We start from the raw sequence: 23,311 nt of genomic DNA, 5'->3' as shown, positions 1-23,311 counted from the left end.
CGGAGAGGCGGTCACGGGTACCTCCCACCCGCACCACGACGAAGGGGGGCGAGGAGATCACTCTCCTCGCCCCCCTTCGTCATGGTCAGGGCTCAGGTGGCCTCGCGGTCCCAGGGGGTCCCGGCGGGCACAGCCGACACGGAGGACTCGGGCTCGGCCGCAGCGGTGCTCGCTCGCGACGCCGCGCTGCCCGCCGGCTTGTCGTCGATGCTGAAGGCGTCGTCGAGCGGCTCGAGCAGCGCCTGCTTGACGATCCGCCGCGGGTCGTACTGCCGGGGGTCGTACTGACGCCAGTCGAGGTCGTCGTACTCCGGCCCCATCTGCTCCTTGAGCTGGACCTTGGCGTCGTTGGCCATCCGCCGCGCCCTGACGACGAAGCGCGCCAGCTTGGCGGCGTACTCGGGCAGCTGCTTGGGACCCAGGATGATGAAGGCGAGGACGATGAGGACGAGGAACTCGGTCCCGTGGACGGGCATCGTCAGCTCTCCTCGGCCGCTTCGAGCGTCATGGTCAGCTCCTGCTCCTTGCCGTCGCGCCGGATCGTCAGGGTGACCTTATCCCCCACCGCCTTGGCCCGGATGCGGGTGATCAGCTGGTCGAGGTCGGTGATGCGGCGTCCGTCGAGCTCGGTGATGACGTCGCCGGCCTCGATGCCGGCCTTGTCGGCCGGGCCGTCGGGGACCACCGCGCGGCCGCCCTGCGCGGCGTCGTCCTCGAGGACCTTGGCCCCCTCGCCGTCCCAGCGCCGGTCGAGGCTCACGCCGATGATCGGGTGCTGCGCGCGGCCGGTCGCGATGAGCTGGTCGACGGTGCGCACGACGACGTCCGACGGGATCGCGAAGCCCACCCCGATCGAGCCGCTCGCCTGCTGCTGACCGGGCACCTGCGCGATCGCGGTGTTGACGCCGATGACGTCGCCGTCGCCGTTGAGCAGGGGGCCGCCGGAGTTGCCGGGGTTGATCGCCGCGTCGGTCTGGACCGCGGAGATGAAGGACTCGTCGCCCGCCTCGCCGGCCGTCACCGGCCGCTCGAGCGCCGAGACGATGCCGGCGGTGACCGTCGAACCGAGCCCGAGCGGGGAGCCGACGGCCACGACCTCGTCGCCGACGGCGACGTCACCGGAGCGGCCGATGTCGAGCGGGTCCAGGTCGGTCGGGTCGACCTTGAGCACGGCCAGGTCGTAGGAGGAGTCCTTGCCGACGACCGTGGCGTCGCGGCGGCTGCCGTCGGTGAGCTCGATGCTCACGCGACCGTCGTCGCCGGCGGCGTCGACGACGTGGTGGTTGGTGACGATGTGCCCGCGGTCGTCGTAGACCCAGCCCGAGCCGGTGCCGGAGCCACCGCCACCACTCACCCGGACGGTGACCACGCTGGGCACCGCGTCGGCGGCGATCGCGGCGACCGACCCGTCGGGCCGCTCGGCGCTGCCACCGTCGCGCTGGACGATCGTCGGGCCGCCCCCGTCGTCGTCCGCCAGGCCGCCGACGAGTCCGCCGACCCCGCCGGCGACGAGCGCGGCGACGAGGGCCAGCGCCAGCGCGCCGCCCCAGCCGGGACCGCGTCGGGGACGCTGGGGCTGCGGCGGGGTCAGGTGCTGCCCGGCCTGCTGCTGGGCCACCGGGTGGGCCGGGTGAGGCTGCGGGCTCGGGGCCTGCGGCTGGTCACCACCCAGGCTGTCGAAGGGGAGGTAGGGGCTCCGCGGCATCGGCTGCGTGTGCGATGCGCCGGGCTGCTCGTCGGCGCTCGCCGCCGCCCGCGGCTCGGGGGCGGCGGGCACCGGCTGAGTCGGCTCGGTGGGTGCGTCCTGCGGACGCGGCCCCTCACCGTGGTGCGGAGAGCTCATGTCTGTAGATCATGCCTTGTCGCCGGGGCTGCCGACTCACAGGGTGCCGGTCACCGGACGGGCGAGCGGGAAGCCGGAACCGCCCCGCCGGCGGCTCTCGGTGCGGGTCGACGGGGACGGGGCTCGGTGGCTCAGGCTCTCGCGCAGCAGCGATCGCCCGCGGTGGATCCGCGAGCGGACGGTGCCGAGCTTGATGCCGAGGGCGTCCGCCACCTCCTCGTAGGTCAGCCCCTCGATGTCGCACAGGACGACCGCCGCGCGGAACTGCGGGGGCAGGGCGTCGAGGGCGCGTTGGATGTCGGCGTCGAGGTGGTGCTCGAGGACGACCTGCTCGGGCGTGGCGGTGCCGCTGTGCAGCAGCGCCGCGAACTCGTCGGTCAGCGCGTCGAAGCGGATGCGCTGCCTGCGTCGGGCCCTGTCGAGGAAGAGGTTGGTCGTGATGCGGTGCAGCCACCCCTCGAAGGTGCCGGGGGTGTAGCCGTCGAGCGAGCGGAAGACGCGCACGAAGACGTCGTGGGTCAGGTCCTCGGCGTCGTGCACGTTGCCGGTGAGACGGTAGGCCAGCCGGTAGACGCGGGCACTGTGCTCCTCGACGATCTCGGCCCAGGTGGGCGGTGCCCACTCCTGCTCCGGAAGGTCTCGGGCGTCGGTGCTGCTGGTCACCCGACCATGCTCACCCCCCAACCTGAAGGAAGTCTGTGACGGCCCACTGCCGACTAGGGTGGACTCCCATGACCGCCGCCCAGCTCAACAGCCATGCCTACGCCGAGCAGTTCGTCCCCGAGGACGAGAGCTTCGAGGCCGCACGTCGCACCGGGACCGAGCTCGGGGCGGTGCCGATCGGTACGGGCGGAGGCGCCGCCCTTCGCCTGCTCGCCGCGGCCAGCGGGGCCCGGCACGTCGTCGAGGTGGGCACCGGCGCCGGCACCTCCGGCCTGTGGCTGCTCGCCGGGATGCCCGCCGACGGGGTGCTCACCTCGATCGAGATCGAGCCGGAGCACGCGCTGCGGGCCAAGCGCTCCTTCGCCGCCGCCGGCATCGCACCCCAGCGCACCCGGGTCATCACCGGTCGCGCCGTCGACGTGCTGCCGCGGATGAACGACGCGTCCTACGACCTGGTCCACATCGACGCCGACAAGGAGGGCTACCCGACCTATGTCGAGCACGCGATCCGGCTGCTGCGCCCCGGCGGTGTCCTCGCGATGGACAACATGCTCTGGCACGACAAGGTCGCCGACCCCGCTGCGCGGGATGCGACGACCGTGCTGCTGCGCAACCTGGGCAAACAGCTGCGCGACGACGAGCGGCTCGTCCCGAGCCTGCTGCCGGTGGGCGACGGCATGTTCGCCGCCGTCAAGCGCTGATCCGACCGGGGGCCGGGCGCGTCAGAGGCTGCCGGGCCCGGGGCCGCGGCGGAACTGCGCCGGCCCCTCGGCGATGGCGACGACCTCGAAGGGCGTGATCTCGATCGGCGCCGAGCCGATGATCCGCGAGCCGGCCGACTCGGTCGCACTCGAGGTGAACTCCTCGCAGAAGTCGTCCCGGTCCTTGGCGGCGTCGAAGACATAGGTGCCCTCGAACCACTCGCCCTCGCGCATCCGCCACGTCTTGAAGGCCAGCCCGTCGAGGAACATGAAGTTGGCCATCGAGGTGCCGACGACGTACTCCCTCAGCTGCTCGGCGACGTCACCCGGCGCATCGGTCAGCGACCAGCGGACGGCGAGTCCGTATCCGGCGTTCATTTCGGTCCCCTCGTGGGCTCGGAGCCAAGTCGACATGGTCCGGGCACCGTAGCCAGTGAGTCCGGCGGCCGACAGGTGCGTGTCATCATCCGGGCGTCCACGCACGACGGAGCCCCCGGACGCAGTGCGTCCGAGGGCTCACGTACCGGCGTTACTTCTGCAGACCCTCGCAGTTGTCGATGGCCTCACCCAGGGCGAGGACCTCGTCGGGCTTCATCTCGACGACGAGACGCCCACCGCCCTCCAGGGGCATGCGCAGGACGATGCCGCGACCCTCCTTGACGACCTCGAGAGGACCATCCCCCGTGCGTGGCTTCATTGCCGCCATGTGCGTTCCCTTCGATCAACACCGACCGGTGCCTCACCGGTCGGGCGGCGCAGTCGCGCCGACGCTGGCCCCCATTATCCACCTGTGGAGCGCGCTCGGCCTAATCGCCGTGGGTCACGGCGGCGTGACGTGCCAGGGCACGTAGGGCAGCAGCGCGCACGACCACGTGAGCACCCCGATGACGAGGACGCCGAGCACGACGACGGCGCGGCGGCGCCAGTGCGGGACGACCCGACCGCCGGTCGAGGTGCGCATGACGACCGACGCGAGGAGGGCCGCGATCGGGAAGTCGAGCAGGAGGAAGCGCCACATGCTCGTGATCGGCCGCACCACCGCGAAGAGGTACAGCGGGTAGACCAGCGCCCACATGCGCACCTCGAGCGGGATCCAGCGCCCGTGCCGGCCGAGGACGAGCGCGATGTAGGTCCCGACGAGCGAGACCATGACGACGACGGCGAGCAGGCCGCGCTGCTCCCAGGCCCAGCTGAACCACAGGACGAAGGGCCCCTCGTCGGGGCGCTGCCCCCACGCCGCCTGCACCCGGAAGAAGGCGTCGGGCAGCCCGGAGAGCAAGCCGACGGTGAGCGGCCAGGCGGTGCCCGACAGCCCGGTGGCGAGGAGCATGGTCGCGATCCGCAGCCGGTCGTGGCCGAAGGGGGTGACCCCCGCCTCGCGATCATCGCGCCAGCGCAGCCACAGGTGGGCGAGCACGGCCACGCCCAGCGGTGCCGCGACCCCGCGGGTGAAGCCGAGGAGCAGCGCGATGCCGGCCACCACGAGGTAGCGGCCGCGCATGAGCATGAGCAGTGCTGCGGCGATGAGGACGGCGGCCAGGGCCTCGGTGTAGGGCAGGACCATGACGCCGGTCGCCGGGTAGAAGCACCACAGGGCAGCGGCGACGAAGGCGAGCCGCTCCCGGGCGGGCTGGCTGTCGGCATGACCGGGGAAGCTCAGGACCTTCCACACGAGGAGGGTCGCGGCGCCGCCGAGGACGAGGTTGAGGGCCACCGCCGACGCGGTGAACCCGATGCCGGAGTACATGACCAGCCGGACGAGCGCCGGGAAGAGCGGGAAGAAGGCCCAGGCGCTGTAGGTGATCTCGCCGGTCTCGGGGTCGGCGGGCAGCGGGATCGGGTAGCCCTCGGTGACGATCCGGTGGTACCACTGCGTGTCCCACAGGCGGAACATGTCGGCCAGCCCCGGCTCGAGGTGCCCGACCCCCGCCGGCGTCTGGTACCAGCGGGCCGCGACCCACAGCCCCAGGACGGCGATGAGACGCGAGAGTGCGTAGATCGCCAGGAGCGAGCGGACCGGGTGGGCCAGCGCTGCCTCACTCGTGGTGCGCGCCGTCATCGGTGCGGGCCGCCTCGCGCGCCGACTCGAGCTCGGCGATGCGCTGCTGCAGCCGGTCGAGGACGTCGTCGACCTGGTCCATGCGGTAGCCGCGCAGCGCGGTGTCGAAGCGGACGGCGTCGACGTCCTCGGCCCGGAAGTCACCCGACGGCAGGCCCGGGTCGGGCGCGGACGAGACCGCTTCGGCCATCGGGTCCGGGGTGATCCGCCCGGTGACCGCCGCGCCGATGGCGACGACGACGAGCAGTGCGACGAGGACGAAGAAGATCCAGACCACGGCTACTCCGGCTGCTTGGCGGTCTCGGGCCGCACCCGCTCGGACTCCGCCTTGAGGTACTCGACGGCGTCGACGAGGTCGTCGGTGACGTAGAGGCGGTCGATGTCGTCGGGGCTGATCATGCCGCCCTCGAGCACCGAGTCACGCAGCCAGTCGATGAGGCCCTGCCAGTAGTCGGTGCCGATGAGCACGATCGGGAAGCTCGTCACCTTGCCCGTCTGGGCGAGGGTGACCGCCTCGAAGACCTCGTCGAGCGTGCCGAAGCCGCCGGGCAGGACGACGAAGCCCTCGCTGTACTTGACGAACATCGTCTTGCGGGCGAAGAAGTAGCGGAAGTTGATGCCGAGGTCGCAGTAGGGGTTCAGGCCCGCCTCGAAGGGCAGCTCGATCCCCAGACCGACGCTCGTGCCCCCGGCCTCCCTGGCCCCGCGGTTGGCCGCCTCCATGGCGCCCGGGCCGCCGCCGGTGATGACGGCGTAGCCGGCCTCGGCGACGAGGCGGCCGAGCTCGATGCCCTGGGCGTAGCGCGGCGAGTCGACGGGGGTGCGGGCGCTGCCGAAGATGCTCACGGCCGGCCCGAGTTCGGCGAGCGCACCGAAGCCCTCGACGAACTCGGCCTGGATGCGCAGCACCCGCCACGGGTCGGTGTGCAGCCAGTCGGCGTGGCCGCGGTCGTCGAGCAGTCGCTGGTCGGTCGTGGACTTGGGCACCTGGCGGCCGCGCATGAGGACCGGGCCCTTGTGGTACCAGCGGTCGGACGCCGGCTGCTTCCCCTGATCAGTCACGTCAGCGACCCTACGCGAGCCACCGCAGGACGGCCGCCGCCGCGGTCTCGATCTGCTCGACCGGGCAGCGCTCCTCGTCGTGGTGGGCGAGGTTGGGGTCGCCGGGACCGAAGTTGACCGCCGGGATGCCCAGCGCGGAGAAACGAGCCACGTCGGTCCAGCCCTCCTTGGGGCCCACGGGCACGTCGAGGGCCGCGACGAAGGCCTGTGCCGCCGGCAGGTCGAGCCCCGGCCTGGCCCCCTCGGCGACGTCACGCAGGTGCAGCTCGCGGCCGGGCAGCACGGTCTGGACGTAGGCGAGCGCCGCCTCGGTGTCCTTGTCCGGGCTGAAGCGGTAGTTGATCAGGATGCTGCAGCTGTCGGGGATGACGTTGCCGGCGATGCCGCCGCTGATGCCGACGGCCTGGAGCGCCTCGTGGTAGTCGAGCCCGTCGACCGTCACGGTCTGCTCCTCGTGGGCGGCCAGGGCGGCGAGGACCTCGTGGGCGTCGTGGATGGCGTTGTGGCCGTTCCACGGACGGGCGGAGTGGGCGGCGATGCCCTTGGTGACCACCTCGACGCGCATCGTGCCCTTGCACCCGCCCTCGACGGCCGCGTTGGTCGGCTCGAGCAGGACCGCGAAGTCGGCGGCCAGCAGGTCGGGGTCGGACTCGGCGAGCAGCTGCAGGCCGTTGTAGACCGCGTCGACCTCCTCGGCCTCGTAGAAGAGGAAGGTGATGTCGCGGCTCGGCTCCTCGACCAGCGCCGCCTTGAGCTGGACGGCGACGCCACCCTTCATGTCGACGGTGCCGCGCCCCCAGAGCACGTCGACGCCGCCGACCTGCTCGCGCCGGGTCGGCAGGTTGGCCGGGTCGCTCGTGAGCGGCACCGTGTCGATGTGCCCCGCGAGGACCACCCGCTCGTCCCGTCCGAGGTCGGTGCGCGCGATGACGGTGTTGCCCCGCCGGATCACCTCGAGATGACGAAGGGGGCGCAGCGCCGCCTCGATCGCGTCGGCGATGGCCGCCTCGTCGTGGCTCACGGACTCGATGTCGCACAGCTGCTGGGTGAGGGTCACGACGTCGGCGGTCAGGTCGAGGGTCGGCATGCCGCCACCCTACGACCGCCCGCGCCCGCTCCCCCGCTGGGTCGATGTACGGGGGTGAGCCCCAACGCACCCGGACACATCGACCCGACCCCCACGCCGTTTCGTAGGATTCGGCCCATGACGACGACGCGCGCAGCCTGGGGCCACGGAGTGGCCACCGTGACGACCGAGGGCACGGTCCTCGACACCTGGTACCCGCAGCCCGCCCTCGGCGAGGCCCCCGAGGCGACCCAGGTCCCCGAGGAGCTGCTCGCGCTGGCCGGCGACGACGAGGCGCGCGGCGTGCGCACCGAGGTCGTCACCGTCGCCATCGACCTCGACGCCGCCCCAGAGGGCGCCTCCGACGCCTACCTGCGCCTGCACCTGCTCTCGCACCGGCTCGTCCAGCCCAACTCGATCAACCTCGACGGCCTCTTCGGCCAGCTGAGCAATGTCGTGTGGACCAACCACGGCCCGTGCGCGGTCGAGGGCTTCGAGACCACCCGCGCCCGGCTGCGCGCCCGCGGCCCGGTCCAGGTGACGAGCATCGACAAGTTCCCCCGCCTCACCGACTACGTCACCCCCTCCGGCGTGCGCATCGGCGATGCCGACCGGGTCCGCCTCGGCGCCCACCTCGCTTCCGGCACGACCGTCATGCACGAGGGCTTCGTCAACTTCAACGCCGGCACCCTCGGCACCTCGATGGTCGAGGGCCGCATCAGCCAGGGCGTCGTCGTCGGCGACGGCTCCGACATCGGCGGCGGCGCCTCCACGATGGGCACCCTCTCCGGCGGCGGCACCGAGCGCGTCTCCATCGGCGAGCGCTGCCTCGTCGGCGCCGAGGCCGGCGTCGGCATCGCCCTGGGCGACGACTGCGTCGTCGAGGCCGGCCTCTACGTCACCGCCGGCACCAAGGTCACGCTGCCCGACGGCGCCGTCGTCAAGGCCGCCGAGCTCTCCGGCCGCAGCGGCCTGCTCTTCGTGCGCAACTCCGTGACCGGCACCGTCGAGGCCCGCGACCGCACCGGCCACGGCATCGCGCTCAACGACGCGCTGCACGCCAACGACTGACGTGCCCAGGGCCGAGCACCCACCGCTGCCCGACGACTCCGGACCGCGCTGGTCCGGGGTCGTCGCGCTCGTGTGCGTGCTCGCGCTCGTCGTCGGGGTCGGCGCCTGGTACGCCCGCGACCGGATCGGCCTCTTCCTCGGCGAGCAGTGCAGCGCGACCGCCCTCGGCGAGACGGTCACCTTCGCGCCCGACCAGATGCACCACGCGAGCACGATCGTGCTCCTGGGGGTCAAGCGCGGCCTGCCCGCCCGCGCCGGCACGATCGGCATCGCCACGGCGATCCAGGAGTCGAAGCTGCGCAACCTCTCCTACGGCGACCGCGACTCCGTCGGCCTCTTCCAGCAGCGACCGAGCCAGGGCTGGGGCACCGCGGCACAGCTGCAGGAGCCGGTCTACGCGACCAATGCCTTCTACGACGCCCTGGTCAAGGTCGACGGGTGGCAGCAGATGGTGATCACCGAGATCGCCCAGGAGGTCCAGCGCAGCGGCTACCCCGAGGCCTACGCCGACCACGAGCACGAGGGACGGGCGATCGCCTCCGCCCTCAGCGGCCACTCCCCCGAAGGCTTCGTCTGCCGCCTCGACGGCCCCACGGCCGCCGGCCGCCCCGACCGCTTCGTCGCCGCGCTCGACGAGGAGACCGGGCACTCCGGCACCGCCGACGGACAGACCATCAGCATCACCGCCGCGGACTCCCGCCACGCGTGGGCGGTCGGCTCGTGGTCGGTCGGCCAGGCCAAGGCCCGCAACGTCGTGCGGGTGCAGGTCGGCGACCGCGAGTGGGTCCGTGGCGCCGGCGACGACGCCCTGCGGTGGCACGACGCCGACGATCCGATCGAGGACACCCGCGTCGTCGTCACTCTCCACGACGGCTGAGCTGACCTCCCCTTCGCCCGCCGTTGCGGGCCCGGCACGCAACGACCCCCTCCGCCCGGACGGACGAAGGGGGTCGAGCTCACGTGCTGCGGGTGGGGTCAGCGGCCCTCGATGCCCACGTAGTCACGCTCGGTCGGGCCGGTGTAGATCTGGCGCGGACGGCCGATCTTGGTGTCCTTGTCCTCGATCATCTCGCGCCACTGGGCGATCCAGCCCGGGAGGCGGCCGATGGCGAAGAGGACGGTGAACATCTTCGGCTGGAAGCCCATGGCCGTGTAGATCAGGCCGGTGTAGAAGTCCACGTTGGGGTAGAGCTTGCGCTCGACGAAGTAGTCGTCGGCCAGCGCGATCTCCTCGAGCTTCATGGCGATCTCGAGCTGCTCGTCGCCACCCATCTTCTCGAGGATGGTGTGCGCGGTCTCCTTGACGATCGCCGCGCGCGGGTCGTAGCTCTTGTAGACCCGGTGGCCGAAGCCCATGAGGCGGACGCCGTCCTCCTTGTTCTTGACCTTCTTCATGAAGGTCTCGGCGCCGTCGTCGGAGGCCTGGATCTGCTGGAGCATCTCCAGGACCGCCTGGTTGGCGCCGCCGTGCAGCGGGCCGGAGAGGGCGTGGATGCCCGCGGAGACGGAGTTGAAGAGGTTGGCGTGGGCCGACCCGACGAGGCGCACCGTCGACGTCGAGCAGTTCTGCTCGTGGTCGGCGTGCAGGATGAAGAGCTGGTCGAGCGCGCGCACGATCTCGGGGTCGAGGTCGTAGGGCTCGGCCGGGAAGCCGAAGGTCATCCGGAGGAAGTTCTCCGTCAGGCTCAGCGAGTTGTCCGGGTAGAGGAAGGGCTGGCCGACGCTCTTCTTGTGCGCGTAGGCGGCGATCGTCGGCAGCTTGGCCAGGAGGCGGATCGTCGAGATCTCGACGTGCTCCGGGTCGAAGGGGTCGAGGCTGTCCTGGTAGAAGGTGCCCAGCGCGGAGACGGCCGAGGACAGGACCGGCATCGGGTGCGCGTCGCGCGGGAAGCCGTTGAAGAAGGCCTTGAGGTCCTCGTGGAGCATCGTGTGGCGCGAGATGCGCTCCTCGAAGTCGCCGAGCTGGTCGGCCGTCGGCAGCTCGCCGTAGATCAGCAGGTAGGCGACCTCGGTGAAGGTCGACTTGCTCGCCAGCTGGTCGATCGGGTAGCCGCGGTAGCGCAGGATCCCGGCGTCACCGTCGATGTAGGTGATGTCGCTCTTGCAGGAGGCGGTGTTGACGAAGCCCACGTCGAGCGTGGTGTTGCCCGTCTCCTTCATCAGCGTGGAGATGTTGTAGCCGTCATTGCCCTCGGAGGCCTTGACGAGGGGGAACGTCAGGTCCTTGCCCGCGGCGGAGAAGGTGGCGTCATCGGTCATGGAGGTCATCAGCCCTTCGGTCGTGCCGTGCCGCAGGGGCGGTGGCCCCGGGCATGCGGTGTCATCACTGAAACTACCCCAGCCGTGTGCTGGGTCACGAAGCGGGTCCGGCAGCCAGACCCGCCGCCGATGGGCCTCACGCGAAGCCCGACGTCGCGCGGGAGCCATCGCTGAAGGTCGCGGTGACGTTCCACGCGAAACTCGCTGCGATCACAAGGAGCACTGAAGTGGCCAGCGAGGTGTCGCCGGAGTACGGCGCCGACAGGACCGCCTGCGAACGCCCCAGCGGCGCCTGCCCCACGAGGACGACGGCGACGAGCCACATCCACGGAAGGAACAGACCGGCAACCGGATGCAGCCGGGACGTCAGCATCCCCAGCGCCGCCCAGAAGTAACACGGAACGACGAGCAGACGGAGCGTGCCGGAAGTCGCAACGACGCTGCCCACCGCCGCCACGATCACGACGACTACTCCCAGCAATCCGCTCATGGCTGTGGCCCGCCGCAGCCGTGCCCGGAGCCCGGAGCCACCAACCCACAGCATCGCCGGTCGACCGGCAAGGACCAGGCCTGTTGCGGCGACCGCAGCCAAGAGGACCAGGCTGGAGTCCGCGGGATCAACTCTGCTCAGCGGAAGCCTCACCTTTGCCGCACTCCCAGTCGCCGAGACAGCGAGAAGCAACCCGACGACAGCCACCAGCTCGACACGGCGGGCACGCGCCAGCACGCGCCACATGATCAACAACGACGAGGCCGTCACAGACCCTGGCAGCCCGTCAACTGGTCGCTGAGCTTCTGCGCCCGCTGAGCCTGAGCCTGCTTGGACAGCCCTGACATGGACGGCGCGATGGTCTCGAAGTCCTTCTTGCTCATTGAGCCGGCTTCGTACAGCACCCACCCCGACAGGTCCCCCACAGCCGAATCATTAGGCGGCGACTCCGAGTAAACCTGCGAACACCACACTGGATAAACAAGCGCAGCGACGGCCGCGTGCGCGGTGACCTCCCCACCACTCAGCATGTCCTCGTCCAACTCCAGCTGCCCAACGCGATGGGCCGTGGGGGCGGACCCGTCGACGATCTGCTCGACCCGGCGCGCAGGCAGGGTCACGCCGGCACGGTGGGCTGCCCCGTTGAACTTGTCCAAGGCAAAGCGCGCAGGGTCATTGGTGAAGCCGTATCCGGGGTAGAAGCAGTACTCAACTGTAGATGCGTTGTCGCACCTCACGTCCGCCACGTCGGGTCGAAACTCCCACAACGTCTCGGGGAACATGAGGCCACCGGAGACGAGGACGAGCCCCGAGAGTCCAGCCGCGACAGCTGATCGCCGTCCATGCCACACCGCCCCGCAGGCCGCGATGGCCCCCGCGCACAGGACAACCACGGTCGGCCACATTCCGGACGGGGTTCGCTGCTGTCCCAACATCGGCATCCCACCCGTCATACCTAGTGTCGACGCTGTGGTGATGTAGATCAGCGCGCCCCCGGCCAGGGCGATCAGGGCTACGGCCGGATGGCGCGAGGCACGCCCCGCGGCCACCCCCAGACACGCGGCGACGGCAAGGCCCAGTAGCTGCCGCACCACCTGCCATGTCGTGTCCACGTGAAACGTGGAGCCGTTCGAGACGGCCCACGCGGCGATCACGCCCAGAACGAGGCCGTGCAGGAACACAGGCAACATGACGGCTACGGCAAGGCGGACAACCTCAGCCCGCAATGGAATCGGAATGTGCAGTTCGCGACCTGGAGGTATCTGCAACATGGTCACTACGGTGCTCGCCAGAAGCACAACCGGGATAAGGACCCACATGTTGCCGCCCAGGCTTTCCACGGCCCAGTCGAAGTCACCCCGCCGTGCAGGGGCCTGCCACAACGCGTAGCCAAGGTCTGCTGCACAGATGACGACGAGCAACAACACTCCCGGCCCAGTCCGCAGCACATACCGCCAGCCCGGCTTGTCAAGACTCACAATGCGGCTCCTTGTTGCTGCATGAGTCTGCGTATCGCTTCAGGCACGGTCACATTCGCGCTATCGAAGGACAGACCGTCGACCCGGCCGGCGTATACCAGTTCCCCATCCGAGAGCACGAGAAGCCGGTCGGCCATCTGCTCGACCAAGTCGACATCGTGCATCGACACCACCACGGATGCTCGGGCCCCTGCTGCCGCGATCCAATGGACGAGAGCATCTCGCTGGAGTGGGTCCAGGCCTGCAAAGGGCTCATCCAGCAGGATGACGTGCGGCGAGTCAACGATGATCTGTGCCACCGCCAGCCGACGCTGCTGGCCGCCGGAGAGCCTGCGCGCGGCCACCTCTGACGCCGACGTCAAGTCCACGGACGAAAGTGCTTGCGCCGCAGCGCTCTTGAGGTCGGCGCCCGACCGGTCCGTCATCGCGGCTGCAAACTCGACGCAGTCCCGGGCAGTCACTCCGAATGGGAAGTCAACATGTTGAGGGAGATGCGCAACGCGTCCCGACGATGTCACCTTCCCGCCCCGGGGTCGCAACCTTCCTGACGCGAGATCCAAGAATGTCGATTTGCCTGCGCCATTGGCGCCAACCAGCGCGGTGACTCCCGGTTGAGCGCACCACGTCACTGGACCCAGGCGCCACCGGCCCCGCCGGACAACGGCATCCTTCAAGGCCAGAGGAGCGTCTCCGGCTTCGGGCTCACCCTCCACTGCGGTCAGTACTTCCGGGGATGGGCACGGTAGGTCCAATCAGTGCAGTCATCGGGATCCCACTTCTGGGTCTCACAGACCTTGAACAGACCCCGGGCGTAGTCGCCGCCGGTTGACAGCTTGTACGAGAGATAGTGGGTACCGCTCCATCGCGACCACCCCCACGACGGGGATTGCACCTCGTTCGAGCCAAACCATTTCTGGGTGCAACTCGTGTACTCGGGCTGGTAGCAGTACCCCGAATTGAATTGCGAGCGCATCCGGACGTGGATTCCGTTGTTGTTGGCCTTGTAGTCAAACATCCTCGCCGTGCCGTGCGACTTGGTGACCTGCGAGTCGATCCCCCATGACCCGACCCCCTTGCCCTGCCATGGCCCGTTCTCCCGAACGATCAATGGGCTCTTCGTGGTCGCCCACGGGCTACGGGCGGACGCCATTGCTGGAGCCGCTGCCCCCAGCAGGGTCGCGACTATGACGCCCCCCCTACAACCACGCGCTTCATGTTCATTCCCCCTGTGCATCGAGAACCGCGCCGACATGGCACGGTGTCGTGAGCATAAGTCAGGGCGAGCATGCTTGCAGCGCAACTCCTCCGTGCATTGCAGGAGGGACCTTCAAGCGGCCAGCCGGGCCGCCGACATCGCGATGCGTTGGTCGGTCGCCGTGAGGGCGACCCGCACGTGCTGCTCGCCGGCCGCGCCGTAGAAGTCGCCCGGCGCGACGAGGATGCCGCGCTGCGCGAGCCGGTCGACGGTCACGCGGCTCGGCTCCCCCGCGCTCGCCCACAGGTACAGGCCCGCCTCGGAGTCGTCGATGCGCAGGCCGAAGCCCTCGAGCGCCGGGCGCAGCACCTCGCGGCGGGCCCGGTAGATCTCCCGCTGGGCCGCGACGTGCGCGTCGTCGCCGACGGCCGCGAGCAGCGCCCGCTGGACCGGCCACGGCACGATCATGCCCGCGTGCTTGCGCACCTCGAGCAGCCGCCCCACGAGGGCGGGGTCACCGGCGACGAAGGCCGCGCGGTAGCCCGCGAGGTTGGACTGCTTGGAGGTCGAGTAGACGGCGAGCAGGCCCTCGTGGGAGCCACCGGTGACACGCGGGTCGAGGATCGACGGCGTCGTCGGCAGGGCCTCGTAGCCCTCGCCGCGCGCCTCCTCGGTGCGCCAGTCCAGCTCGGCATAGCACTCGTCGGAGGCGACGACGACGCCGCGCTCACGCGCCCAGGCGACGACCTTGGCCAGGTGCTCGACCCTCAGGACCTTGCCCGTGGGGTTGCTCGGGGTGTTGAGCCACAGCAGCTTCGGCGCGCTGGCCGGGGTCGTCGGACCGAAGGCGGTCGTGGCATCGGCGGCGAAGGGGGTGGCCCCCGCGATCCGGGCGCCGACGTCGTAGGTCGGGTAGGCGACCCGGGGGAAGGCGACGGTGTCGCCGGCGGTCAGGCCGAGGAGGGTCGGCAGCCACGCGACGAGCTCCTTGGAGCCCACGGTCGGCAGCACGCCGGCGGGGTCGACGCCCGGTGCACCGCGACGGCGGGCGAACCACTGCGCGATGCCCTCGCGCAGGTCGGGTGTGCCCCAGGTCTGCGGGTAGCCGGGCGCGTCAGCGGCCTCGCGCAGGGCCGTCTGCACCACCTCGGGGGTGGAGTCGACGGGCGTGCCGACCGACAGGTCGACGATGCCCTCGCCCTGCGCGGGGTCGGGCGAGACAAAGGAGCTCGCCCGCTCCTTGGCAGGAGCGAGCGAGTCCCAGGGGAAGTCAGGCAGGTCCATCAGCAGGTGCCGACACTCACTCGTCGTGCTCCTGCGGGGGCAGGGCCGCGATGATCGGGTGGTCCTTGTCGATCATGCCCATCTTGGCCGCGCCACCGGGGCTGCCGAGGTCGTCGAAGAACTCGACGTTGGCCTTGTAGTAGTCGGCCCACTCCTCGGGGGTGTCGTCCTCGTAGTAGATGGCCTCGACGGGGCACACCGGCTCGCAGGCACCGCAGTCGACGCACTCGTCCGGGTGGATGTACAGACTGCGCTTGCCCTCGTAGATGCAGTCGACGGGGCATTCCTCGATGCAGGCCTTGTCCTTGAGGTCGACACAAGGCTGCGCGATCACGTACGTCATGCCCGACATACTATGTCGCCCCATGAGTGGTCTGCCGCCGGGTCTCACCGTGGGCTCTCGTGTGGCGGTCCGTTCCCGGATCGCCCCTCCCCCGCCGTCCGGCCCGACGCTGACCGACACCGTCGGCGAGCTCGTCGGCATCGACGCCACGCACCTGCGCATCGCCACCCGCACCGGGGAGGTCACCGTGGCCCGCGACCACGTCGTCGCCGCCCGGGTCATCCCACCGAAGCCCTCGCGTCGTGGCGCACCGCACCGCGCCGTGACCATCGAGGACCTGCACCTCGTCATGACCCGCGGCCAGCCGGGAGTCGAGGAGGCCTGGCTGGGCGCTCCCGGCTCCGGCTGGCTGCTGCGGGCCGGTCTCGGGTGGACCGGGCGCTCCAACTCCGCCCTGCCCGTGGGCGACCCGGGCCTGCCGCTGCCGGAGGCCGTCGACGCCGTGGAGGCCTGGTACGACGAGCGCGGGCTCCTCCCCTTCGTCATGCTGCCGCGCCCCACCGGCGCCGCCACCACCGACGACCCGCTCGGGGCACTGCTGCTCGAGCGCGGCTGGGTCGAGGGCAACCCTGCCGACGTGCTCACCGGCCGCACCGCAGACCTGCTCGCCGACGTCCCCACCCCGCCCGGCCTGCGCCTGACCACGGCGGACGCGCCGGACGACGCGTGGTTCGCGGGCGGCTCCCCCCGCCTGCTCGACCACCTCGATGCTGCGCGGCAGATCCTCGCTCTGCCCCGCCACCAGGTCTTCCTCACCGCCCACGACGACGAAGGGAGCACCGCCGGCGTCGTGCGCGTGGCACTGAGCGACGGGTGGGCCGGCGTCTTCGGCCTGCACGTCTCCCCCGCGCACCGCGGGCGCGGCATCGGCCGGTGGCTGACCGTCGAGGCGCTCCGGATCGCGGCCGCCGCCGGCGCGAGCCTGACCTACCTGCAGGTCGAGCCGGACAACGCGCCCGCCCAGCACCTCTACCGCGGGCTGGGCATGACGACCCACCACGACTACGTCCACCTCGCGCTGCGCTGAGCGGCGGCCGACTCCGACGGCCCGTGCGTGACGAGGGTGACGTCGGCGCCGGCCACGGCGAGCGCCGCGCGGTAGCCCGGCACCGGGACCTCGAGATCGACGACCCGGACGCCGGCTGACGAGCGCGCCCCCGTGGCCTTGAAGGTCGCCTCCTCGACGACCCACCCGGCGACGCCCCCTCCGCGCCGGAGCGACTCGACGTCGACACCGACCGGCACCGCAGCGGTGGCGACGAGGACGAGCGGCCCGGCGTGCGCGACGCTCACGTGCGTGCCGTGCACGAGCGGCCGCCCGTGCGGCCCGCCGCAGTCGGTGCAGGTCCGCTCGACGGCGACCGAGCGGGGGTCGGTCCCCGTCGCGGCCCCCACTGCGACCCGCAGCAGCCACGCCCCGACGACGAAGCGCCCGAGGTCGGCCGAGCCGGCGATGCCCGCGGCCCGTGCCGCCTCGACCGGGTCGAGCAGCGGCAGGAGCGCCAGGTCCATCGCCCGCAGGTCCGACCACCAGACGTCCACGACGTGGTTGTCCATGTGAGGTCCTGACGTCAACGGTTGTACTCTCGCCCTAGCTACTAAGGATAGGCACACCAACATGACTCCCACGGCGACGCTCACGGAGGTGGCCCGCCCGGCTCCCGAGCGCGTCCCGGGCCGGGGGACCGCCCCCTTCGTCCACCCCGGGTCGACCCGTCCCGCGCTCCTCGACGGCGACCGGGTGCTGACGCACGCCGACCTGGCGGCACGGGTCGGGGCGCTCGCGGAGCGCCTGCCCGACGCGGCGACCGGTCGTCGCCTGGTCCACCTCCACCCGACGCGCGACGTCCCGGGTGTCGTGGCCCACCTGGCGGTGCTCGCCGCCGGTCACGTCGGGCTCGTCACCGGACCGGGCGCGGAGTCGGTCACCGAGCGCTTCGCCCCGGACGTGCGGCTCGTCGGCGAGCGCATCGAGGCCCTCTCGACCGATCCCCAGCACCTGCTGCACCCCGACCTCGCGCTGCTGCTGTCGACCTCCGGCAGCACCGGCAGCCCCAAGCTCGTGCGCCTCTCGCACGACAACCTCACGAGCAACGCCGCCGCCATCGCCGAGGGCCTGGGCCTGCGCGCGGACGACCGCGTGATCACCTCGCTCCCCCTCCACTACTGCTACGGCCTGTCCGTCCTGCACAGCGCGCTCCTCGCCGGCGGCGGCATCGTCGTCACCGAGCGCTCGGTGACCGACGACGAGTTCTGGCGGCTGCACGCCGAGCACCGCGTCACCGTCCTCGCGGGGGTGCCGCACACCTTCGACCTCGTCGACGCGCGCCTGCGCGCCGGGACGCCCGGGCTGCGCCTCGTGACCCAGGCCGGCGGCGCGCTCGGCGCCGAGCGGGTGCGCGAGCTCGCGGTGCTCGGCCGGCGCCAGGGCTGGGAGCTCGCGGTGATGTACGGCCAGACCGAGGCGACCGCCCGGATGGCGATCCAGCGCGGCGCCGAGGTCCTCGAGCACCCGGACGCGGTCGGGCGGGCCGTCGCCGCCTCGGCCTTCCGCCTGGACCACGACGTCCCGGGCGGGAGCGACGAGGTCGGCGAGCTCGTCTTCACCGGCCCCGGCGTCATGCTCGGCTACGCCGAGCACCCCGACGAGCTCGCCCTCGGCCGCATGGTCGCCGAGCTGCGCACCGGCGACCTCGGGCGGCTGGACGACGGCCGCGTGCGCATCGTCGGCCGCCGCGACGACATCGCCAAGGTTCTCGGCCTGCGCATCGACCTCGGCCGCGTCGCCGACGCGCTCGCGGATGCCGGTCACGAGGTGGTCGTCACCGCCGACGCCCGCCACCTCCTCGTCACCCTCGTCACCGACGAAGGGGGCAACCCCCACCTCGTCCGCTCGGTCCGCGAGCGGGCGGTCCGGGCCGCCGGCCTCGCCCCCGGGGCCGTCATCGTCGACACCGTCGCCGAGCTGCCCCGGCTGCCCAACGGCAAGACCGACCGGGCCGCGTGCCGCGAGCGCGCGCTCGCGGCGACGACCGGCGACCCCCTGCCCTCCGGCGACCAGCTCGCCGCCACCGTCGCCGTCGTCGCCGCCGCCCTGCGGCGCGACGACGTCGACCCGGACCGCTCCTTCGCCGAGCTGGGCGGGGACTCCTACAGCCTCGTGCAGACCTCAGTCGCCCTCGAGCGGGCCCTCGGGCCCCTCCCCGACGGCTGGCACCGGGTCCCCCTTCGTCGTCTCGCGGCGCAGGCCGGCACCCCCGGACGCGTCGTGCGCTGGGCCGAGACGCCCGTCGTCGTGCGCGCTCTCGCCGCCCTGGCGATCTGCGCCAGCCACCTCGGGATCATCTCCGTCCCCGGCGGCGCACACACCCTCCTCGCCCTCGCCGGCTGGTCGCTCACCAAGTTCACCCTCGACGACCCGCGGCCCGCGGAGCGGCGCCGACGCGGCCTGCGCTCGATCGCGACCTTCGCGGTGCCGTCGATGGCGGTCGCCCTCTTCGGGCTGGTCACCGCCTCGGGCTACGGCTGGGAGAACGTGCTGCTCGTCAACTGGCTCGTGGGCGAGGTCGAGTGGGGCGCCCGGATTAACCTGTGGTTCATCGAGGCCCTGCTCGCCTGCAGCGTGCTCGCCCTCGCGCTCGTCTCCGTGCCCGCGCTCGGGCGGCTCCACGTGCGCCACCCGTGGGCGTGGAGCATGGCCCTGGCCGCGGTCGCCCTGGTGCCCCGGTGGATCCTCGTCCCGGAGTCGACCGGCGCGACGCGTGGCCTGCCCGGGTCCGTCCTGTGGCTCTTCGCCCTGGGCATGGCCCTCGGCGCCGCCCGCACCCACCGCCAGCGCGCGGCGACCCTGGCGCTCACCGCCGTCGGCATGTGGGGCTTCTTCGTCGAGCCCAGCCGCGGCCTGACGGTGCTCGTCGCGATCGCCGTCCTCGGCCTCGTCCCGCGCGTGCCGCTCCCGCGCCCCCTCGCCCTGCCGCTCGGGCTCGTCGCGGCCGCGTCGCTGCACATCTACCTCGTCCAGTGGCAGGTCTTCCGGGTCGTGGACGACCCGTGGCTCGCCCTGGCCGGGTCCCTCGTCCTCGGGGTCGTGCTGTGGTGGCTGCTGCAGCGCCCGACGCACGCCCTGGCCGACCTGGCCACCCGGGACCGCCGTCCCGCCCCCGCACCGACCGGCCCCCGGGCCGAGACCGCCTGAACGATCGGAGACCCCGCGATGATGACCCGACGCACCCTCATGGTGAGCGCCCTCGGCGCCTCCGTCCTCGCCCTCGCCGCCTGCGGCGGCTCGGACGGCCCGGCGACCGACCCGGACGCGCTGCAGATCTACTCCAGCCAGCACGACAACCTCACCAAGGCGTGGGCGCAGGGCTTCACGGACAAGACCGGCATCAAGACCCAGATCCGTCCGGGCAAGGACTCGTCGATGGGCCACCAGATCGTCGAGGAGGGTGACGCCTCCCCCGCCGACGTCTTCCTCACCGAGAACAGCCCCGCGATGACCCTCGTCGAGGACGCCGGGCTGCTCGCGCCCGTCGACGCCAAGACCCTCGCCCAGGTGCCGGAGAACCGTCGCCCGTCGAGCGGTGACTGGACGAGCGTCGCCGCTCGCTCGACCGTCTTGGTCTACAACCCCGACAAGGTCTCGAAGGACGACCTGCCCGCCTCACTCATGGACCTGCAGCAGCCCGAGTACAAGGACCAGTGGGGCGCGGGCGCGACGGGCGCCGACTTCCAGGCGATCGTCGCCGGCATGCTCGCCGACCAGGGCGAGGCCAAGACGAAGACGTGGCTCGACGGCATGAAGGCCAACGCCCGGATCTACGAGAACAACATCGCGACGATGAAGGCCGTCAACGCCGGCGAGGTCCCGATGGGCGTCATCTACCACTACTACTGGTACCGCGACCAGGCCGAGACCAAGGAGGGCACGGCCAACACCGCGCTGCACTACTTCAAGGGTGAGGACCCGGGCGCCTTCGTCAGCCTCTCCGCCGCGGGCGTGCTCAAGAACGCCAAGCACGCCGACGAGGCCCAGCAGTTCGTCGACTACATCCTCTCCGAGGAGGGGCAGGCCGTCCTCGAGTCCAGCGGCTCCAAGGAGTACGCCGTGGCGAAGGGGGTCGACTCCGACCCCGACCTGCCGACGCTCGAGTCCCTCCAGGCGCCCGCCGTCGACCCCTTCTCCCTCGACTCCGAAAAGGTCACCCAGCTGATGACCGATGCCGGCATCCTCTAGGCACCTCGTGATGACCGCGGCGGTCCTCGTCGCGGTCATCACGGTGCTGCCGCTCGCGGTCGTGGCCGCGGACGGCTTCGGCAGCTCGCCCGCCGGCGCCCTCGAGTACCTGATCCGCCCGCGCACGGTGGAGCTGCTGACCAACACCCTCCTGCTGCTGCTCGTCACGGTCCCCGCGACGATCGTCCTCGGCGTCGGGGCGGCCTGGCTCGTCGAGCGCACGGACCTGCCCCTCGCCGGGGTGTGGCGGGTGCTGCTCGGTGCTCCCTTGGCCGTGCCCGCCTTCGTCGCTGCCTACGCCTGGGTCTCCTTCCGTCCGGGACTCGACGGCCTCGGCGGGGCCGCCCTGGTGACGACGGCCGCGTACTTCCCCTTCGTCTACCTGCCCGTGGCCGCGATCCTGCGCGACCTCGACGCCGCCCCGGAGGAGGACGCCCGCGCCCTCGGCGCCAGTCCGCTGCAGGCCTGGCGCCGCACGGTCCTGCCCCGGCTGCGACCGGCCATCAGTGGTGGCGGCCTGCTCGTCGGGCTGCACCTCCTCGCCGAGTTCGGCGTGCTCGAGATGATGCGCTACCCGACCTTCACCACCGCGATCCTCGTGCAGTACGAGGTGAGCTTCTCGAGCAACCAGGGCAGCGTGCTCGCGCTCGTCCTCGCCCTGATGTGCGTCACCGTCCTCACGCTCGAGCACCTGCTGCGCGGCACCGCTCGCACCGCCCGCGTCGGCCGCGGCGTCCACCGCCGGGCGGCGCTGGTACGCCTGGGTCGGTGGTCCCCCGTGGCCCTCCTCGCGCTCACCGTTGTCGTCGCCGTCTCCCTCGTCCTGCCGGTCACGCTCGTCGGTCGGTGGCTGCTCGCCCACCTGGCCGCCCCCGTCGACGAGCTCGGGATCCGCCCTTCGCTGCTCGTCACGACCGGGTCGACGATCTCGCTCGCCCTCGCCGCCGCGGCCGTCACGACCGTCCTGGCACTGCCGGGCGCATGGCTGCTCAGCCGGCGGCGCACCGCGTGGACACTGGTGCTGGAGCGGGTCACTTACATCGCGAGCTCGCTGCCCGGGGTCGTCATCGCCCTGGCCCTGATCACCGTCTCCGTCCGGTACGTCCCGGGGATCTACCAGTCGCCGCTGCTGCTCGTGCTCTGCTACTCGATCCTCTTCATCCCCCGCGCCATGGTCTCCCTGCGCTCCGGCCTGGCCGCCGCGCCCCCCGAGCTCAGCGATGCCGCGCGGTCGCTCGGGTGCAGTCCGCTCGGGGCCTTCCGTCGGGTCGTGCTGCCGCTCATCCTCCCCTCGGCGCTCACCGGAGCGGCCCTCGTGGCCATCGCGGCCGCCACGGAGCTCACCGCGACGCTGCTGCTGTCGCCGACCGGGACCTCCACCCTGGCCACCGCCTTCTGGGCCGCGAGCGACGAGTTCGACTACGCGGGCGCTGCTCCCTTCGCCGCCATGATGATCCTGCTGTCCGCGCCCTTGACCGTCCTGATGCTCCGACAGAGTGGGATCGAAGAATGAGCACCGTCGACATCCGTGGCGTCACCGTCGGGTACGGCGCCGAGCCGGTCCTGCGCGACGTCGACCTCACCGTGCCCACGGGCACGACGACCGCCGTCCTCGGTGCCTCCGGTGGCGGCAAGACGACGCTGCTGCGCGTCATCGCCGGGTTCCTCGCCCCCGACAAGGGCACCGTGACCATCGGTGACCGGGTCGTGTGCGGCGCCGGTCGGGCCGTCCCGCCCGAGCGGCGGGGCATCGGGTACGTGCGGCAGGACGGGGGGCTCTTCCCCCACCTCGACGTCGCGCACAACATCACCTTCGGCATGCCGCGGGCCGCCCGCCGGCGCGGCGACCGCGTCGAGGAGCTGCTCGAGCTCGTCGGCCTGCCCGCCGCGACCGCCACCCGACGCCCCGACCAGCTCTCGGGCGGCCAGCAGCAGCGCGTGGCCCTGGCCCGGGCGCTGGCCCTCTCCCCGTCCGTCGTCCTGCTCGACGAGCCCTTCTCCTCGCTCGACACGGCCCTGCGCGCGAGCACTCGCGATGCCGTGGCCACCGCCCTCGCGGAGACCTCGGCCACGGCGATCCTCGTGACCCACGACCAGCAGGAGGCGCTCTCCTTCGCCGACCAGGTCGCCATCATGCGCGGTGGGCGGTTCAGCCAAGTGGGTGCCCCCCGCGAGATCTACGACGAACCGGTCGACGCCCGCGAGGCCGCCTTCCTCGGCGACGTCGTGCACCTCACCGGACACCGCACCACCGACGGCATCACCTGCCCGCTCGGGATCGTCACGGCACGAGGCGACGTCCCGCGCGGCGACGGAGAGGTCGTGGTCGTCGTGCGGCCCGAGGACCTCAGCCTCAGCGACTCGCCGGGCTGCCCCCACGGCACGGTCCAGGACGTCGACTACCACGGCGCGCACGCCATGGTGCACGTGGCGCTGGCCGACGGCACCGTCGTCACCGTCCGCGTCCCCGGCCGGCACTCCCCAGAGGTCGGCGAGCAGGTCCCGGTGAGCGTCGACGGCCCGGTGCTGGCCTACCCGGGCTCCGCGCTCGTGTGACCCCC

General features: G+C 71.8%; 24 protein-coding genes. 8 read left to right on the top strand and 16 right to left on the bottom strand.

The genetic code is table 11. The features are described from left to right. Positions 1-92: 92 nt before the first annotated feature. The 3 genes from B9B60_RS04980 to sigE are packed head-to-tail and all read right to left on the bottom strand — an operon-like array spanning position 93 to position 2,506. Positions 93-476 (bottom strand): twin-arginine translocase TatA/TatE family subunit, encoded by a 384-nt coding sequence (locus B9B60_RS04980; RefSeq protein ID WP_072623878.1) that lies wholly within the window; start codon positions 474-476, stop codon positions 93-95. Between the two features lie 2 nt (positions 477-478). Beyond that, a complete protein-coding gene (locus B9B60_RS04975; protein ID WP_084450095.1) occupies positions 479-1,843 on the bottom strand; it encodes a S1C family serine protease in 1,365 nt (454 codons plus the stop codon). 36 nt (positions 1,844-1,879) lie between these two features. Further along, a complete protein-coding gene (sigE, locus tag B9B60_RS04970; RefSeq protein ID WP_200811154.1) occupies positions 1,880-2,506 on the bottom strand; it encodes an RNA polymerase sigma factor SigE in 627 nt (208 codons plus the stop codon). Between the two features lie 68 nt (positions 2,507-2,574). Between sigE and B9B60_RS04965 the strand changes: the two genes are divergently transcribed. Continuing rightward, the gene (locus B9B60_RS04965) at positions 2,575-3,207 is read left to right on the top strand and encodes an O-methyltransferase (protein WP_072623875.1); all 633 of its coding nucleotides are present in this window, start codon (positions 2,575-2,577) and stop codon (positions 3,205-3,207) included. Between the two features lie 21 nt (positions 3,208-3,228). Here B9B60_RS04965 and B9B60_RS04960 read toward each other — a convergent pair whose 3' ends face one another. The 6 genes from B9B60_RS04960 to dapE form a co-directional block, all read right to left on the bottom strand. Beyond that, a complete protein-coding gene (locus B9B60_RS04960; RefSeq protein ID WP_084450093.1) occupies positions 3,229-3,585 on the bottom strand; it encodes a hypothetical protein in 357 nt (118 codons plus the stop codon). Between the two features lie 151 nt (positions 3,586-3,736). Next, complete coding sequence (locus B9B60_RS04955; RefSeq protein ID WP_007923758.1) at positions 3,737-3,913, bottom strand: DUF3117 domain-containing protein; 177 nt, start codon at positions 3,911-3,913, stop codon at positions 3,737-3,739. Positions 3,914-4,027: 114 nt separating this feature from the next. Then, a complete protein-coding gene (locus B9B60_RS04950; RefSeq protein WP_084450092.1) occupies positions 4,028-5,266 on the bottom strand; it encodes a hypothetical protein in 1,239 nt (412 codons plus the stop codon). Next, positions 5,244-5,543, bottom strand: coding sequence for a DivIVA domain-containing protein (locus tag B9B60_RS04945; RefSeq protein ID WP_234993741.1), 300 nt, complete (start codon positions 5,541-5,543; stop codon positions 5,244-5,246). Before B9B60_RS04945 ends, B9B60_RS04950 begins: the two co-directional genes overlap by 23 nt. 2 nt (positions 5,544-5,545) lie before the next feature. Then, positions 5,546-6,328: an LOG family protein gene (locus B9B60_RS04940; RefSeq protein ID WP_072623871.1), complete on the bottom strand. Its 783-nt coding sequence runs from the start codon at positions 6,326-6,328 to the stop codon at positions 5,546-5,548. Positions 6,329-6,338: 10 nt separating this feature from the next. Continuing rightward, complete coding sequence (gene dapE / locus B9B60_RS04935; protein WP_084450091.1) at positions 6,339-7,415, bottom strand: succinyl-diaminopimelate desuccinylase; 1,077 nt, start codon at positions 7,413-7,415, stop codon at positions 6,339-6,341. Between the two features lie 117 nt (positions 7,416-7,532). Between dapE and dapD the strand changes: the two genes are divergently transcribed. Both dapD and B9B60_RS04925 read left to right on the top strand, forming a co-directional pair. Next, complete coding sequence (gene dapD / locus B9B60_RS04930) at positions 7,533-8,465, top strand: 2,3,4,5-tetrahydropyridine-2,6-dicarboxylate N-succinyltransferase (RefSeq protein WP_072623869.1); 933 nt, start codon at positions 7,533-7,535, stop codon at positions 8,463-8,465. Position 8,466: 1 nt separating this feature from the next. Next, complete coding sequence (locus B9B60_RS04925; RefSeq protein WP_084450090.1) at positions 8,467-9,342, top strand: hypothetical protein; 876 nt, start codon at positions 8,467-8,469, stop codon at positions 9,340-9,342. Positions 9,343-9,440: 98 nt separating this feature from the next. Here B9B60_RS04925 and B9B60_RS04920 read toward each other — a convergent pair whose 3' ends face one another. From B9B60_RS04920 to fdxA, 6 genes are all read right to left on the bottom strand, one after another. Beyond that, a complete protein-coding gene (locus B9B60_RS04920; RefSeq protein WP_084450154.1) occupies positions 9,441-10,724 on the bottom strand; it encodes a citrate synthase in 1,284 nt (427 codons plus the stop codon). 136 nt (positions 10,725-10,860) lie between these two features. Next, positions 10,861-11,451 carry a hypothetical protein gene (locus tag B9B60_RS04915; protein WP_143445433.1) on the bottom strand — a complete coding sequence of 197 codons (591 nt, stop codon included), beginning with the start codon at positions 11,449-11,451 and terminating at the stop codon, positions 10,861-10,863. A gap of 29 nt (positions 11,452-11,480) precedes the next feature. After that, positions 11,481-12,692, bottom strand: a complete 1,212-nt coding sequence (locus B9B60_RS04910; protein ID WP_084450088.1) for a hypothetical protein — start codon at positions 12,690-12,692, stop codon at positions 11,481-11,483. Continuing rightward, entirely contained in the window at positions 12,689-13,321 is a 633-nt protein-coding gene (locus tag B9B60_RS04905; RefSeq protein WP_234993754.1) for an ATP-binding cassette domain-containing protein, read from the bottom strand. Before B9B60_RS04905 ends, B9B60_RS04910 begins: the two co-directional genes overlap by 4 nt. Positions 13,322-14,019: 698 nt before the next feature. Beyond that, a complete protein-coding gene (dapC, locus tag B9B60_RS04900; RefSeq protein ID WP_084450086.1) occupies positions 14,020-15,171 on the bottom strand; it encodes a succinyldiaminopimelate transaminase in 1,152 nt (383 codons plus the stop codon). A gap of 16 nt (positions 15,172-15,187) precedes the next feature. Then, positions 15,188-15,514, bottom strand: coding sequence for a ferredoxin (gene fdxA, locus B9B60_RS04895; RefSeq protein WP_072626107.1), 327 nt, complete (start codon positions 15,512-15,514; stop codon positions 15,188-15,190). Between the two features lie 22 nt (positions 15,515-15,536). Between fdxA and B9B60_RS04890 the strand changes: the two genes are divergently transcribed. Beyond that, complete coding sequence (locus B9B60_RS04890; RefSeq protein WP_125932769.1) at positions 15,537-16,541, top strand: GNAT family N-acetyltransferase; 1,005 nt, start codon at positions 15,537-15,539, stop codon at positions 16,539-16,541. On the opposite strand, the gene B9B60_RS04885 is transcribed toward B9B60_RS04890, so the two are convergent. Continuing rightward, positions 16,517-17,071: a 4'-phosphopantetheinyl transferase family protein gene (locus tag B9B60_RS04885; protein WP_072623862.1), complete on the bottom strand. Its 555-nt coding sequence runs from the start codon at positions 17,069-17,071 to the stop codon at positions 16,517-16,519. The genes B9B60_RS04890 and B9B60_RS04885 overlap by 25 nt on opposite strands. Before the next feature lie 61 nt (positions 17,072-17,132). On the opposite strand from B9B60_RS04885, the gene B9B60_RS04880 reads away from it, so the two are divergent. The 4 genes from B9B60_RS04880 to B9B60_RS04865 are packed head-to-tail and all read left to right on the top strand — an operon-like array spanning position 17,133 to position 23,306. After that, the gene (locus B9B60_RS04880) at positions 17,133-19,709 is read left to right on the top strand and encodes an AMP-binding protein (RefSeq protein ID WP_072623861.1); all 2,577 of its coding nucleotides are present in this window, start codon (positions 17,133-17,135) and stop codon (positions 19,707-19,709) included. Positions 19,710-19,730: 21 nt separating this feature from the next. Beyond that, positions 19,731-20,750: an iron ABC transporter substrate-binding protein gene (locus B9B60_RS04875; RefSeq protein WP_084450153.1), complete on the top strand. Its 1,020-nt coding sequence runs from the start codon at positions 19,731-19,733 to the stop codon at positions 20,748-20,750. Positions 20,751-20,760: 10 nt separating this feature from the next. Next, on the top strand, positions 20,761-22,263 hold the full coding sequence (locus tag B9B60_RS04870; protein WP_234993740.1) for an ABC transporter permease: 1,503 nt from the start codon (positions 20,761-20,763) through the stop codon (positions 22,261-22,263). Further along, on the top strand, positions 22,260-23,306 hold the full coding sequence (locus B9B60_RS04865) for an ABC transporter ATP-binding protein (RefSeq protein WP_084450084.1): 1,047 nt from the start codon (positions 22,260-22,262) through the stop codon (positions 23,304-23,306). Before B9B60_RS04870 ends, B9B60_RS04865 begins: the two co-directional genes overlap by 4 nt. The last annotated feature ends 5 nt before the right edge of the window (positions 23,307-23,311 follow it).

It is taken from the genome of Janibacter indicus, from assembly GCF_900176385.1.
Lineage (GTDB): Bacteria > Actinomycetota > Actinomycetes > Actinomycetales > Dermatophilaceae > Janibacter > Janibacter indicus.
Note: the sequence above shows the minus strand (reverse complement) of the source record. Positions and strands in the feature narration are given on the sequence as shown.